Annotated in this window: 12 protein-coding genes and 1 pseudogene; 10 read left to right on the forward strand and 3 right to left on the reverse strand. The window is 70.4% G+C overall.

Annotated elements, in window-relative coordinates; genetic code table 11:
- The first annotated feature begins 133 nt into the window (after positions 1-133).
- From ACQY4O_RS18420 to ACQY4O_RS18440, 5 genes are all read left to right on the forward strand, one after another.
- A complete protein-coding gene (locus ACQY4O_RS18420; protein WP_428377906.1) occupies positions 134-943 on the forward strand; it encodes a HesA/MoeB/ThiF family protein in 810 nt (269 codons plus the stop codon).
- Positions 940-1,329: a hypothetical protein gene (locus tag ACQY4O_RS18425; RefSeq protein ID WP_428377907.1), complete on the forward strand. Its 390-nt coding sequence runs from the start codon at positions 940-942 to the stop codon at positions 1,327-1,329. Before ACQY4O_RS18420 ends, ACQY4O_RS18425 begins: the two co-directional genes overlap by 4 nt.
- A 56-nt stretch (positions 1,330-1,385) precedes the next feature.
- Positions 1,386-2,174 (forward strand): SH3 domain-containing protein, encoded by a 789-nt coding sequence (locus ACQY4O_RS18430; RefSeq protein WP_428377908.1) that lies wholly within the window; start codon positions 1,386-1,388, stop codon positions 2,172-2,174.
- 125 nt (positions 2,175-2,299) lie between these two features.
- On the forward strand, positions 2,300-3,763 hold the full coding sequence (gene pyk, locus ACQY4O_RS18435; protein ID WP_428377909.1) for a pyruvate kinase: 1,464 nt from the start codon (positions 2,300-2,302) through the stop codon (positions 3,761-3,763).
- A 236-nt stretch (positions 3,764-3,999) separates the two neighbouring features.
- On the forward strand, positions 4,000-4,320 hold the full coding sequence (locus ACQY4O_RS18440; RefSeq protein WP_428377910.1) for a hypothetical protein: 321 nt from the start codon (positions 4,000-4,002) through the stop codon (positions 4,318-4,320).
- A gap of 161 nt (positions 4,321-4,481) precedes the next feature.
- On the opposite strand, the gene ACQY4O_RS18445 is transcribed toward ACQY4O_RS18440, so the two are convergent.
- Positions 4,482-5,102 (reverse strand): TetR/AcrR family transcriptional regulator, encoded by a 621-nt coding sequence (locus ACQY4O_RS18445; RefSeq protein ID WP_428377911.1) that lies wholly within the window; start codon positions 5,100-5,102, stop codon positions 4,482-4,484.
- 281 nt (positions 5,103-5,383) lie between these two features.
- On the opposite strand from ACQY4O_RS18445, the gene ACQY4O_RS18450 reads away from it, so the two are divergent.
- Positions 5,384-6,421, forward strand: coding sequence for an aldo/keto reductase (locus ACQY4O_RS18450; RefSeq protein WP_428377912.1), 1,038 nt, complete (start codon positions 5,384-5,386; stop codon positions 6,419-6,421).
- Between the two features lie 8 nt (positions 6,422-6,429).
- Here ACQY4O_RS18450 and ACQY4O_RS18455 read toward each other — a convergent pair whose 3' ends face one another.
- The gene (locus ACQY4O_RS18455) at positions 6,430-7,317 is read right to left on the reverse strand and encodes a prephenate/arogenate dehydrogenase family protein (RefSeq protein ID WP_428377913.1); all 888 of its coding nucleotides are present in this window, start codon (positions 7,315-7,317) and stop codon (positions 6,430-6,432) included.
- 193 nt (positions 7,318-7,510) lie between these two features.
- On the opposite strand from ACQY4O_RS18455, the pseudogene ACQY4O_RS18460 reads away from it, so the two are divergent.
- Positions 7,511-8,359: pseudogene (locus ACQY4O_RS18460) on the forward strand (GAF domain-containing protein); the annotation flags it as partial.
- A 20-nt stretch (positions 8,360-8,379) separates the two neighbouring features.
- Positions 8,380-10,416 (forward strand): putative bifunctional diguanylate cyclase/phosphodiesterase, encoded by a 2,037-nt coding sequence (locus ACQY4O_RS18465; protein ID WP_428377914.1) that lies wholly within the window; start codon positions 8,380-8,382, stop codon positions 10,414-10,416.
- Positions 10,417-10,420: 4 nt separating this feature from the next.
- Here ACQY4O_RS18465 and ACQY4O_RS18470 read toward each other — a convergent pair whose 3' ends face one another.
- Positions 10,421-11,434, reverse strand: a complete 1,014-nt coding sequence (locus ACQY4O_RS18470) for a lysylphosphatidylglycerol synthase domain-containing protein (RefSeq protein ID WP_428377915.1) — start codon at positions 11,432-11,434, stop codon at positions 10,421-10,423.
- A gap of 120 nt (positions 11,435-11,554) precedes the next feature.
- Between ACQY4O_RS18470 and hpnA the strand changes: the two genes are divergently transcribed.
- The gene (gene hpnA, locus ACQY4O_RS18475; RefSeq protein ID WP_428377916.1) at positions 11,555-12,592 is read left to right on the forward strand and encodes a hopanoid-associated sugar epimerase; all 1,038 of its coding nucleotides are present in this window, start codon (positions 11,555-11,557) and stop codon (positions 12,590-12,592) included.
- Positions 12,589-13,767, forward strand: a complete 1,179-nt coding sequence (locus tag ACQY4O_RS18480; RefSeq protein WP_428378243.1) for a glycosyltransferase — start codon at positions 12,589-12,591, stop codon at positions 13,765-13,767. Before hpnA ends, ACQY4O_RS18480 begins: the two co-directional genes overlap by 4 nt.
- Positions 13,768-13,772: the final 5 nt, after the last annotated feature.

A 13,772-nucleotide genomic window follows, 5' to 3' on the forward strand; every position in this document is an offset into this window, starting at 1 on the left:
GTCCTTCGGGCGTCCGCCGGATGACCCCGGCCCCGCTACTATGACTCACCGCATGGTGAGACTGTATGGATTTTTCGCTCGTTCACCCACATTTACTCGGATCAGAGTGGTGTCGCAGCGAGGCGGGAGCCGGATGGACCTGGGAAATTTCGCGTCGTGCGGCACCCCGGAGCCGCTGGCCTTTTCGGACGCCGAGGTGCGGCGCTATTCCCGGCACATCCTGCTTGCCGAGGTCGGCGGCATCGGCCAGGCCCGGCTTCGCGCCGCGCGCGTGCTGGTGGTCGGCGCCGGCGGCCTGGGCTCGCCGCTCGCCCTCTACCTTGCGGCGGCGGGCGTCGGCACCATCGGACTGGTGGATGACGACGTCGTCGAGCTCTCCAACCTGCAGCGCCAGATCGCGCACAGCACCGCGCGCATCGGCGCCAGCAAGGCGGAATCCGCGCGCGAGGCGATGCTGGCGATCAATCCGGAGGTGTCGGTGCGGGCGCACGCGCAGCGCCTCGATGCCACCAACGTGCAGGCGCTGGTCGGCGCCTACGACCTCGTCTGCGACGGCACCGACAACTTCGCCAGCCGCTACCTCGTGGCCGACGCCTGCGTCCATGCCGGCCGCACTCTCGTCTCGGCCTCGGTGCTGCGCTTCGCGGGCCAGCTTGCCACCTTCCGCCCGCATCGTGGCGGCCCGTGCTACCGCTGCCTGTATCCCCAGGCGCCCGAAGCCGGACTGGTGCCGTCCTGCGCCGAGGCCGGCGTGCTCGGCGCGGTCACCGGCGTGCTGGGCACTCTGCAGGCCAGCGAGGTCGTCAAGGAGATTGTCGGCATCGGCGAGAGCATGGCCGGACGGCTGCTGCTGTGGGATGCCCTCTCGATGCGCTTCACCATGATCCGGGTGCCGGCCGATCCGCACTGCCCGCTCGGCCACGCCGCATCGCCGCCAGGATGATCCACGCTCCGGCCGCAACACTCGGGGTGGTGCTGCTGGACGGCAGCCATGCCCGGGCGCACTTCGCCTTTTCGATGGCGGCCGGAGCGGCTGCGATGGATCGCGGCGTCATCCTGTTCGCCAGCGGCGCCGGCGTGCGCGCCCTGTGCCGGGACTGGAGCGGGCTCGCGGATGCCGGGCACGACGCGGTGCTGACCGGCCGCGGGGTGGCCGGGCTGGAGGCGCTGCGCGAGGCGGCCCTGGCACTCGACGTCCGGCTGCTGGCCTGCGAGGCCGGGCTGCGCGGCGAGGCGATCGATCCGGGGCTGCTGCTCGACGCCGCCCAGGTCTCGGGCATTGCGAGCTTCCTCGAGGCGGTGGCCGGCGGCCAGATCGTCGCATTCTAGAGTGAATGCGTCGCCGCCTCTTGCCCAACCGGCGCGGTGTTGGCACGGATGCCCCAATGCTGATGCAGATGTGCCGCAGGTCATCGAGGGTTGCGGCGCGCCTGCCGCGGGTGGCGCTGCTGTCGGCGTGTGCCCTGCTCGCTGTCACGGCCCCGCCGCTGCCTGCCGCGGCCCGGCAGGCCGGAGTCCCGCAGACCGGAATCCCGCAGGCCGGGGGCGAGCATCATCCGTCGCATCCGCATGCGCGGCACCGGCACCACCGGGCGTCGCACGGCCATCCGGCGCACCATCCGGTGCATCCCGCCCATCCGGCGGCGCCACCCTTGGTCGCCGTTCCCGCACCCGCGCCGCCGCCCGCACCCGCGCCTCCCGCGATACCTGCCAACCGCGGCACCAACACCAACCTGCCGCTGCCGCGTTTCGCCTCGCTCCGCGCCGACGAGGTCAACATGCGGTCGGGTCCGGGCACCCGCTACCCGATCCTGTGGCTCTACAAGCGGCGCGAGCTGCCGGTCGAGATCATGCGCGAGTTCGATGTCTGGCGCCTGGTCGAGGATGCGGACGGGGTGCGCGGCTGGGTGCACCAGGCCACCCTGGTCGGCAACCGCAGCTTCGTCGTCACCGCGTCAGGTGCCACCGATCGCGGCCCCGGAACCATCATGCGCGACGACCCGCAGGAGGATGGGGGTGTTGTGGCGATCCTGCGACCAGGGGTAATAGGCCGGTTGCGTGCCTGTCCGGCCGGTTCGGCCTGGTGTCGGGTGTCCGTGCATAACTACAGCGGGTGGTTGCAGCGATCGGCCCTGTTCGGGCTCCTGCCGAACGAGACGATCACGCCGCCCTAGGGCAGCATCCGACCACTTGGGATCGCTTCGCGATGCCAAGTGTCGGATAAAGCTGCTCTATCAAACGCCAAGCAGAGCATGATCGATCGGATCATGCTCTAGACACTTGAAGAAGAGGCCTCGACATGTCCGCCATAAGCAAGCCCGCGTCAGCCACGAGCAAGCCCGGGCATCAGCGCCGCACCAAGATCGTCTCCACGCTCGGGCCGGCCAGCTCGACGGCGGCGATGATCGAGCGCTTGTTCAACGCCGGCGTCGACGTGTTCAGGCTGAACTTCTCGCACGGCACCCACGAGGACCATGCCTCCCGGATCTCGATGATCCGCGACCTGGAGGCGCGCAGCGGCCGCCCGATCGGCATCCTCGCCGATGTGCAGGGCCCGAAGCTCCGGGTCGGCCAGTTCGACGCGGGACGCGCCGCACTCGCGCACGGCACCCGGTTCCGCCTCGACCTCGATCCGGCGCTCGGCACCGCGGACCGCGTCAACCTGCCGCACCCGGAGATCATCCAGGCGGCGCAGGTCGGCTCGCTGCTGCTGCTCGATGACGGCAAGCTGCGGCTGCGGGTGCTGGAGAAGGGAACCGACTATCTGGCCACCGAGGTGATCACCGGCGGCATCCTGTCCGACCGCAAGGGCGTGAACGTGCCCGACGTGGTGCTGCCGATCCCGGCGCTGACCACCAAGGATCGTATCGACCTGGATTTCGCCCTGGCGCACGGCGTCGACTATGTCGGGCTGTCGTTCGTGCAGCGTCCCGCCGACGTGCAGGAGGCGCGCGAGATCATCGGCAACCGCGCCTGGATCATGACCAAGATCGAGAAGCCGCAGGCGCTCGACAATCTCGGTGAGATCCTGGCGCTGTCCGATTGCGTCATGGTGGCGCGCGGCGACCTCGGCGTGGAGCTGCCGCCCGAGGAGGTGCCGCTGGTGCAAAAGCGCATCGTCCGCGAGGCGCGGCTGCTCGGCAAGCCGGTGGTGGTGGCGACCCAGATGCTGGAGAGCATGATCTCCTCGCCGGCCCCGACCCGCGCGGAGGCATCCGACGTCGCCACCGCGGTGTTCGACGGCGCCGACGCTGTCATGCTGTCGGCGGAGACGGCCGCCGGCCAGTATCCCGAGGAGGCGGTCGAGATCATGGGCCGCATCGTCACCAGGGTGGAGCGCGACGCCGGCTGGCAGGCGCTGATGCAGGCCTCGCGCCCGGCCCCGGAGCATTATGCGGCGGACGCCATCGCCGCCGCGGCGCAGCAGGTGGCGCAGACCGTCGCCGCCAAGGTGATCGTCGCCTACACCCTCTCGGGGCGCAGCGCGCTGCGCATCGCCCGCGAGCGGCCGGAGTGCCTGGTGCTGGGCCTGGCTGGCAATGCGGAGGCGGCCCGCCGGCTGTCGCTGGTCTGGGGCGTGCGCTCGTGCGTGGCCGACCAGGGCTCCGACGACGTGACCTTCGGCCATGTGGTGCAGGTGGCGGCGGTGCTGGCGCGCGAGAACGGCCTTGCGGCCACCGGCGATGCGGTCGTGGTCGTGGCCGGCGTGCCGTTCGGCAAGGCGGGGAGCACCAACTCCCTACGCATCGTCCGGGTGCCTTGAGCCTGTTTGAAAACACCTGCTGCTGGCGATCCGACGCGGCTTTCCTGCGCTCCGCTGCTCACGGCCAGACGGCCGCTGCGCTGCGGTGCTCGGAAAGTCACGCCGGCCGCGGCCCTTTGGGCCGCTCTCATCCAGCATCAGGCGTTTTGAAACAGGCTCCGAGGGCGGCTGCTGCTCTCGTCGCGGCGTGCGCAGCCGCGCTGGCCTGCGACGCCGCATGCGCCCGGCAGGCCGCCTTGCTGGCGTCGCCTGGGTCCTACAGCCTTGCGCCGGTGCAGCCGGTGCCGGCCAGTCCGGCACTCGGGGGCGTCGCCAGCGTTGGCTTCGGCTCGCGCAACACCCAGACCAGCTCGATCGCGCTGGAGAGCGGCCTGCTCGGCAATACCGGGACACGGGCGTTCGTGGCGCTCGGCCAGGCCCGTACCGACCTGCCGGACCGTTCGGGCGGCGGACCCCGGATCTCGTCACAAGGCGGCACGGTCGGCATCGAGGAGCAGTTCATGGACGGGACGACCATCGCGATCGGCGGCGGCTGGCAGCGCGACCGCCTGCCTTAGCAGCCTGTTTCAAAACGCCTGATGCTGGATGAGAGCGGCCCAAAGGGCCGCGGCCGGCGTGCCTTTCCGAGCACCGCAGCGCAGCGGCCTACTGGCCGTGAGCAGCGGAGCGCAGGAAAGGCGCGTCGGATCGCCAGCAGCAGGCGTTTTGGAACAGGCTCTTACACGCTCTCCAGCCGCACCGACGGCGTCACCGCGGCGCCGCCGGGCGAGCTGTAGAGCCGCAGGATGATGTCGGCGACCCGTTCGGCGTTCTGCCTGTGGGCGTCCGGCGTGTTGACCTCCGACCAGGGCAGCATGGCTTCGAGCATGAAGTCGCGCATCGTCAGCACCACGAACAGGTCGGCCGCCTCGCGCGCGTCATCGATGTGCAGACCCGCCGGCTGCGCGTGATCGCGGAAGAACCGCGCGAGCGTCGCGACCAGCCGCCGGTGCGCCTCGCCGAGCCCGTCATAGGTCAGGCGGGGCATGCGCGCGCTCTCGATCACGCACAGCCGCATCAGGGCGCTGGTCTCGGGATCGAGCAGGCGCTCCAGGATGTGGCAGCCGATCGCCACCAGTCGCTGCCGCAGGGTCTGCCCCGGTGCCACGTCGAGCAGGGCGTCGAGCGCATGACTGCCGCGTTCCGCCACCACCCGCGCCACGACCTGGTTGAACAGCGCCTCCTTGCTGTCGAAATGCGCGTAGAGCGTGGTCTTGGAAACCCCGGAGTGCTGCGCGATGGTGTCCATGCTGGCCTCGACGTAGCCGTTGCGCATGAATATCTCGCGAGAAGTAGCCATGATTGTGTCCCGCGAGGACTGGTAACGATGCGATCGCGTATGAATGTCCATCCCGTGCTTCCGGCCTTGTACCTGGCCTACCCAGTTTGATTATTGATTGAGACCAGATTTGCGTCCGCCGCCGCGCCGGTCAATCCATGTGGCCGGCTGCAAACCCGCACGCTTGTGTGACCCAACGTTGTTGGGCCGTAATGGCGCAGCGCACAAAATCGCCGCACGCATCCTTCCGGGCGCCGCTTCGTTGAAGCAGGCAAGGGCAACCTGAAGAAGGGCGAACCAGCATGCGCAACCGGGCACTCGGCCGGACCGGCCTCTATGTTTCGGAACTCTGTCTCGGCACCATGACCTTCGGGGGTGGCGAGGGGATGTGGCAGAAGATCGGCGCGTTGCAGCAGAACGAGGCCGAGCGCCTGGTCGGCACGGCGGTCGATGGCGGCGTCAACTTCCTCGATACGGCCGACGTCTATGCCGAAGGCTTGTCCGAGGAGATCACCGGCCACGCGATCCGCAACCTCAAGCTGCCGCGCGACGAGATCGTCGTCGCGACCAAGGTGTTCGGGGCGACCGGCCAGGGGCCGAATGCGCGCGGCAACACCCGCAGCCACATCATCGACGGCGTGAAGGCGAGCCTGAAGCGGCTGCGGCTCGACCATATCGACCTCTACCAGATCCACGGCTTCGATCCGGCGACCCCGATCGAGGAGACGGTCGAGGCGCTCGATACCCTCGTCCGGCATGGGCATGTCCGCTATACCGGCGTCTCGAACTGGGCCGCCTGGCAGATCGTCAAGGCGCAGGGCATCGCGCAGCATCGTGGCCTCGCGCAGTTCCAGAGCCTGCAGGCCTACTACACGCTGGCTGGCCGGGACCTGGAGCGCGAGATCGTGCCGATGCTCAAGGCCGAGCGGATCGGGCTGATGGTCTGGAGCCCGCTGGCCGGCGGCCTGCTGTCGGGCAAGTACGGTCGCGACGGCAAGTCCGAGCAGGGCGGCCGACGGGTCGATTTCGACTTCCCGCCGGTCGATGCCGAGCGCGGCTATGCGGTCGTCGACGCGATGCGGCCGATCGCCCAGGCGCATGGCGTCTCGGTGGCACGGATCGCGCTGGCCTGGCTGCTGCACCAGGAGGTGGTGACCAGCGTGATCGTCGGCGCCAAGCGTCCGGAGCAGCTGGAAGACAATCTCGCCGCCACCGAGGTGAGGCTCGACGCCAGACAACTGGCGACGCTCGACGAGGCGAGCCGACTGCCGCCCGAGTATCCCGGCTGGATGTTCGAGCGCCAGGGCGCCTACCGGCGGGACCAGATCGCCCAGGGTTAGAGCTGGCCTCAGGCCTGGTTGAGCTCGATCAGGCTGCGCCGGATGGCGCGGCCGCGTTCGATTTTGTCCACGATGAAGGCGTCGTCGCCCCAGCGTATGGCGCGCGCCATGGCCTGCGCGTCCTCGGTGAAGCGGGCCAGCATCTCCAGCAGCGCCTCGCGGTTGTTGAGGAAGATGTCCCGCCACATCACCGGGTCCGAGGCGGCGATCCGGGTGAAGTCGCGGAACCCCGAGGCCGCGAACTCCAGCACCTCGCCGCGGGTCTCGTCGGCGAGGTCGTCTGCCGTGCCGCAGATGGTAAAGGCGAGCAGGTGCGGCAGGTGGCTGACGATGGCCAGCACCCGGTCGTGATGCGCCGCATCCATCTCGCGCACCCGGGCGCCGCATGCGACCCACATCGCGCCGATGCGGGCAACCGCGCCCCGGTCGGTGCCGTCGGGCGGCGTCAGCAGGCACCAGCGGTTCTCGAACAACGTCGAAAAACCGGCATCGGGCCCCGAATATTCGGTGCCGGCGAGCGGATGGCCCGGCACCAGGGCCACGTCGCGGCGCAGGATCGGCTCGATCTCGCGCAGCATGGACTGCTTGGTCGAGCCGACATCGCTGAGGATGGCGCCGGGTGCCAGGTGCGGCATGATCCGCGCCGCGACCTCCCCGAGCACGCCGACCGGGACGCACAGCACGACGCCGTCGGCGCCCTGCACCGCGAGTGCCGCGTCCGGCTCGACATGATGCGCGATCCCGAGCAGCCGGACCCGCTCGCAGGCGTCGGCGGACAGGTCGCAGGCCACGACCTCGCGCGCGATGGCGCCGGACTGCTTCGCCCGCCGGGACAGCGAACTGCCGATCAGTCCCATGCCGATCAGGGTCAGCCGCTGGAAGATCGGCTCGGTCATGTCGTGGTCCCGCTGGGCTCCAACACTACCTCATAAAGTCAAGGATTTCAAAGGCTAGCCTTTGATGGGGTCCAGGGGCAAGGCCCCTGGCCGTCACTGGACGACCCTGAACACCAGTCCGCCGCGGCGCGTCAACGCAACATTAAGCATTGCCCGACATAGTGCGCCCGTCAGGAGGAAGCGCTCTGTGCCGATGCACCCGATCGAGGAGCGTTTCGACCGTCTGGCCACGGACGCCGATCTGAGCGTCTGCGATCGCGAGCCGATCCACATCCCCGGTGCGATACAGCCGCACGGTGCGCTGCTCGCCGCAAGCAGCGTCGACTGGCGGATCAGCCATGCCAGCGCGAACCTGTCCAAGATCCTGGGCCTGGACGCGGGAGCCATGCTCGGGCGGCCGCTGCATGAGGCGATCGGAGAGACAGCCTGCGGATTGTTGTGCGCCGCCTCCGGCGCGACCCTCGCGCAGGACGAGGTCACTCTCGGGCATCTTCCCACACTGGCCCGCGCGGATGGCGTCCTGCTGCACCTGCAGGCGCATCGCTCCGGGTCGCGTCTGTGCGTGGACATCGAGCCGCTGGCACAGAACCCGGGCGCGATGCCGGCGATCATGGCGGTGCTCCCCGCCCTGGAGACCTTCAAGTCGGCGACCAGCCGCGGCGAGGTCTGCGCACTTGCCGTTCGCGCGCTGCGAGCGATCAGCGGCTACGACCGCGTCATGGCCTACCGCTTCGATGCCGAGGGCAACGGCGAGGTCATCGCCGAGTCGCACCGCCCGGGCGATGCGCCTTATCTCGGGCTGCGGTATCCGGCGGCGGATATCCCCGCGCAGGCCCGGCGGCTGATCGTTCTCAAGCGCGTCGGCATGGTCGCCGATACCGGCTACCGGCCGGCAGCACTGCTGGTCGACCCGTCGCTGTCCGATGGGGAGCCGCTCGACCTGACCTTCAGCGCGCTGCGCAGCGTGTCGCCGATCTTCTGCGAATATCTGCGCAACATGCAGGTCGGCGCGTGCCTGACGGTGGCACTGGTGCATCGTGACCAGCTCCATCGTGACCAGCTTTGGGGCATGCTGATCTGCCATCAGGCGAGGCCACGCGTCGCGGGGCTCGAACTGCGGGCGGCGATCGACATGATCGGCAAGGTCGTCTCGCTGCTGCTGGGCAGCATGGGCGAGGCGGAGGCGCATGCCGACCGGCTGCAGCGCCACGACCTCCTCGGCGCGCTGGCGGCGCGGCTGGAGTCCGGGATGCCGCTGGTGCGGGCACTGGCGGAGCCGGGAGGGGAACTGCTGCGCTGCGTGGGCGCGTCCGGCGCCATCGTCCGGATGTCCGGCACGATCATGGGCGTCGGCATCGTGCCACGGCCGGAGGCGGCCGAACCGATGCTTCGACGCTGCTGTCGGCCGCCGGGAACCAGGTGCTGGCCTGTGACGACCTCGGACTGCGGCAGGCCGATTTTCCGGACGGCGCCGGCGATGCCGCCGGCGCCTTGCTGCTGCCGCTGGGCAACGTGGCCGGCGACGCCATCCTGTGGCTGCGCCCGGAGATGCTGCGCACCGTCACGTGGGCCGGGGATCCCGGACAGCATGCCGCCCGCGACCCGCATACCGGGCGGCTCTCCCCGCGTGGCTCGTTCGCAGCCTGGAGAGAGACCGTCCGCGGCCATTCCCAGAGCTGGAGCGACGCCGACCTGGCAGCGGCGAGGCAGCTCGGCGCGGTGGTTGCGGCGGCGTCGGCGCGGCGTACGGAGGCGGAGCTGGCCCTGCTCCGCTACTATGATCCGCTCACCCGCCTGGCGAACCGGAGCCTGTTGCAGGAACGTCTGGAATCGCACGACGGTGAAGGCCGGCCGCCGACGGCGCTGGTGTTCCTCGATCTCGACCGCTTCAAGATGGTCAACGACACGATGGGGCACGATGCCGGAGACGCGCTCCTGGTCGAGGTGGCCGGGCGCCTGGTTGCGGTCACCGGACCGGTCCATCTTGTCACCCGCCTCGGCGGCGACGAGTTCGTCGTGCTCTGCTACGGGCTGCCGCAGGAGGCGGTGGTCCATCTCGCGGAGCGGGTGCGGCAGGCGATGGTGACACCGTTCGCGATCATGGGGCGCCCCTGCCACATCTCGGCCAGTATCGGCATCGTGCTGGCGGACCATGCGGGCGGCCTCGACCTGGTCCGGGCGGCGGACATGGCGATGTATTCGGCCAAGCAGGCCGGCGGCAACCGCGGTGTCGTGTTCCAGCCCGCGCTGTTCGATAGTGCCGCGCAGCAGTTCGAGCTCGAAGGCGACATGCGCGACGCGCTGCGCGACGGCGACCAGTTCGTGATGCTCTACCAGCCATTGTTCCGGCTCGGCGTCGACCGGGATGAACAGCGAGGGCGGGTGTTGGCCGGGTTCGAGGCGTTGCTGCGCTGGCGGCATCCGCGTCGCGGCTGGCTGTCGCCGCCGCTGTTCATCCCGGTCGCCGAGAAGTCGGACCTGATCCTGCCGCTCGGTGAATGGGTCATGGAGCGCGCGCTACGGCAGGGGCGGCTGTTCCACGCAGCGGCCCCGAATGCCGGGTTGCAGATGAATGTCAACGTTTCCGCCTTGCAGCTGTCGCAGCCGGGCTTCTGTTCGGGCCTTGCCGGCGTCGTCGAGGCCGAGGGGCTGGCCGCCAGGCAGCTCTGCCTGGAGATCACCGAAAGCGTGCTGACCGGAGCCGGCGCGGCATCGGTGCTGGCCGAGGCGCGGGCGCTCGGGGTCCAGGTGGCAATCGACGATTTCGGGATCGGCTATTCCTCGCTGTCCTACCTGCGTCGTCTTCCGGTCGACGTGGTCAAGCTGGACCGGAGCTTCCTGGAGGATGTCGGCTGCGGCTCGGGCGGCGAGGCGTTCGTGGTGGCCGTCATCGCGCTCGCCCACGCGGCCGGCAAGCCGGTGGTGTTCGAGGGCATCGAGACCCAGGCGCAACACGACATCGCCCGCCGGGCCGGAGCCGACATGGTGCAGGGCTTCTTCCTTGCGCCGCCGCTCTCGGCCAATGCCGCCTCGGCCCTCGTCCTGTCGCACCGGGTGCTCGACGCCGCGGCACCTTCGGTCGCAGGTGCCGCGGACTGACCCGTCAGGCCGCCTGGCGCACCGACTTGGCGCCGCGGCGCAAGCGGACGACCTCGACCCATTGCCAGAGCAGCAGGATGGGAGCGCCGATGGCGAGATCGCGCGCGCGCCGCAGCAGCGACAGGCCGAAGGAGAGGTGGGCGTCCAGTCCGAACAGGCTGCCGAGCGCCACGTAGGCCGCTTCCTGCACGCCGAGGGCGCCGGGAACCAGGAACGAGACCGCCAGCACGCCGCTGGCGCCCCCCTCGATGGCGAGCGCGGTGCCGATTTGCAACGGCGCGCCGAGCAGCCGGTAGGCCATCCAGACCCAGGCGGCGCTGCCGAGCCAGCCGGCGAGGTGGATCAGGCACGCGCCGGTGATCCGGCCGGGCCGGGCGTAGAAGGCATCGAGGTCGCCCTGCAGGCTGTCGATGCCGTCCAGCACCGAGCGCCGGAATGCCGCACCGCCTGCGACACGGTCGCCCATCCCGCGGGCCAGCCGGCGGAACAGGCCGCCGGCGCCGCGCTGCGCCCAGATGAAACCGGCCATCGCCGCCACTGCCAGCAGCACTCCCAGGCCGAGCGGTCCGGCCAGATCGGTGTCCGGCCGGCGATCGACCAGGAACAGCAGGCCGAGCAGCACGAAGCCGATCTGGCCGATCACCTCGGTGGTGAGATCCACCACATTCGCGCTGACCGCGAGCGGCCACGCGAGCGCGCGGCCGAAGCCGGTGGCGCGCATGCCGATCAGGATGCCGCCGACCTGCGAGAACGGCAGGCAGGTCATCGCCCCCTCGCGCACCATGCGTGCGAGCAGCAGCCGGCCGATGCCGAGTTTGAGCAGCGCGCGCGGGCAGGAGGTGCGCCACGCCAGCGCCAGCACGACGTCGCACAGCAGTTGCCAGCCGACCAGCAGCGCGAAGCCGCCGAAGCCCACCGAAAGCGTCGCCTTGAAGATCGAGCCGGCGCCGAGCCACACGGCAAAGCCGGTCATCAGCGCGACGCCGAGCAGGGCAAGCAGGATGGAGGCTGTCTTCAACGCGTACCTGCTTGGCAGGAGGGGCGCAGGCTCTACACCAGCGCGGATCGCAAGGCTATAAGCCGCCTCGCGTTCGAACGAGCTTCCGTTCGGGCACGTCCTCGGAGCGGACCAAGGCGCATGAATGCATCACCGATCCTGGTCACCGGCGCCACCGGCTTTGTCGGCTCGGCGGTGGCGCGCACCCTCGCGGCGCGTGGCCATCGGCTGCGCCTGCTGGTGCGGCATGGCAGCGACCGGCGCAACCTCGAGGGGCTCGATGCCGAGCTGGTCGAGGGCGACCTGGGCCGACCCGAAAGCCTTGCCGCGGCGCTGGCGGGCTGCGCGGCGCTGTTCCACGTCGCCGCCGACTACCGGCTCTGGGTGCCGGACCCGGCCTCGATGATGCAGGCCAATGTCGAGGGCACCCGGCGGCTGATGCTGGCGGCGCAGGAGGCCGGTATCGCCCGCATCGTCTATTGCTCGTCGGTCGCCGCCCTCGGGCTGGTCGGCGACGGCAGCATCGCCGACGAGGCCACCCCGGTGCACGAGCATGCGGTGATCGGCATCTACAAGAAGTCGAAATACCGCGCCGAGCAGGAGGTGCTGCGGCTGGTGCGCGAGCGGGGCCTGCCGGCGGTGATCGTCAATCCGTCGACCCCGGTCGGCCCGCGCGACATCAAGCCGACCCCCACCGGGCGGATGATCGCGGATGCCACCGCCGGGCGCATGCCGGCCTATGTCGAGACCGGGCTGAACATCGTGCATGTGGACGACGTCGCCGAGGGCCACGCGCTTGCCTTCGAGCGCGGCGTGGTCGGCGAGCGCTACATCCTCGGCGGCGAGGACATGCTGCTGCGCGACCTGTTCGCGCTGGTCGCCGAGACCTCCTGCCGCCGGCCGCCGCGGCTGCGGCTGTCGCAGTCGGTGCTGTGGCCGGTCGCGGTGGCCTCCGAATGGGCGTCGCGCGGGTTCGGCGTCGAGCCACGCGTGACCCGGGAGATGCTGGCGATGTCGCGCAAGAAGATGTTCTTCTCGTCGGCGAAGGCGATCCGCGAGCTGGGCTATGCGCCGCGCCCGGCGCGCGAGGCCGTGGCCGATGCGGTCGCCTGGTTCCAGGCCAATCCCGCCAAGGGCGGCAGCAAGTGCTGCAATGCCGCCCGGGACACCGCCGCCTGATGCTGATACTGGCCACGCTGTCGCTGCTGGTCTGGCTCGGGCTGGCCTTCGCGCATGGGCGATTCTGGCAGGCCGGTCCGATGCTCGGGCCGGTGCCCAGGGCGGTCCGCCCGGTCGCCGGCACCTGGCCCGCGGTCTGCGTCGTGGTGCCGGCGCGCAACGAGGCGGCGACCATCGAGGACAGCATCGGCTCGCTGCTGGCGCAGGACTACCCCGGTCCCTACGGCGTCGTGCTGGTGGACGATCGCAGCGAGGACGGCACCGGCGCGCTCGCGCGCGGGCTCGCCTCGCCGCACCTGCATGTGGTGGACGGAGCCGAGCCGCCGGCCGGCTGGAGCGGCAAGCTGTGGGCGGTGGCGCAGGGCACCGCCGAGGTGGCACGGCTGATGCCGGGCACCCCCGGAACTTCGGATGCAGCCTACATCCTGCTGGCGGACGCCGACATCATCCACGAGCCGGCGCATGTCGCGACCCTGGTGATGAAGGCGCTGCGCGACGATCTCGACATGGTGTCCGAGATGGTGGCGCTCAGCACCGAGAGCCGGGCGGAGCGGGCGCTGGTGCCGGCCTTCGTCTATTTCTTCCAGCTGCTGTATCCGTTCGCGCGGGTGAACCAACGCCGCAGCCGCGTTGCCGCCGCGGCGGGGGGCACCATCCTGATCCGGCGCACCGCGCTCGCGCGTATCGGCGGCATCGAGAGCCTGCGCGGCGCGCTGATCGACGACGTGGCACTGGCGCGGCGCGTCAAGCGCAGCGGCGGCGGGATCTGGCTCGGGCACAGCCTGCTGGCGCGCTCGGTGCGCCCCTATCCTGGGCCGGCCGACATCTGGCGCATGGTGGCGCGCACCGCCTACGTGCAGTTGCGACAGTCGCCGCTGCTGCTGCTGGCGACCGTGCTCGGCATGGCCCTGGTCTGGCTGGTGCCCCCTGCCGCCGCCTTGTTCGGCGAGGGCTATGCCAGGCTGGCCGGCCTGCTGGCCTGGGCGATCGCCACGATCTCGTTCCTGCCGACGCTGCGCCGGTTCGAGCTGGTGCCGTTCTGGGCGCTGTTGCTGCCCGCGGTGGCGGCGTTCTACACCCTGGCTGCGATCGGCTCGGCGGTGGACCATCATCGCGGACGCGGCGTCGTCTGGAAGCAGCGTGCCTACCGCGAGAGGATCTCTACTCCGCCATGAACCAG

Source organism: Lichenicoccus sp. (assembly GCF_965277665.1).
Classification (GTDB): Bacteria; Pseudomonadota; Alphaproteobacteria; order Acetobacterales; family Acetobacteraceae; genus Lichenicoccus.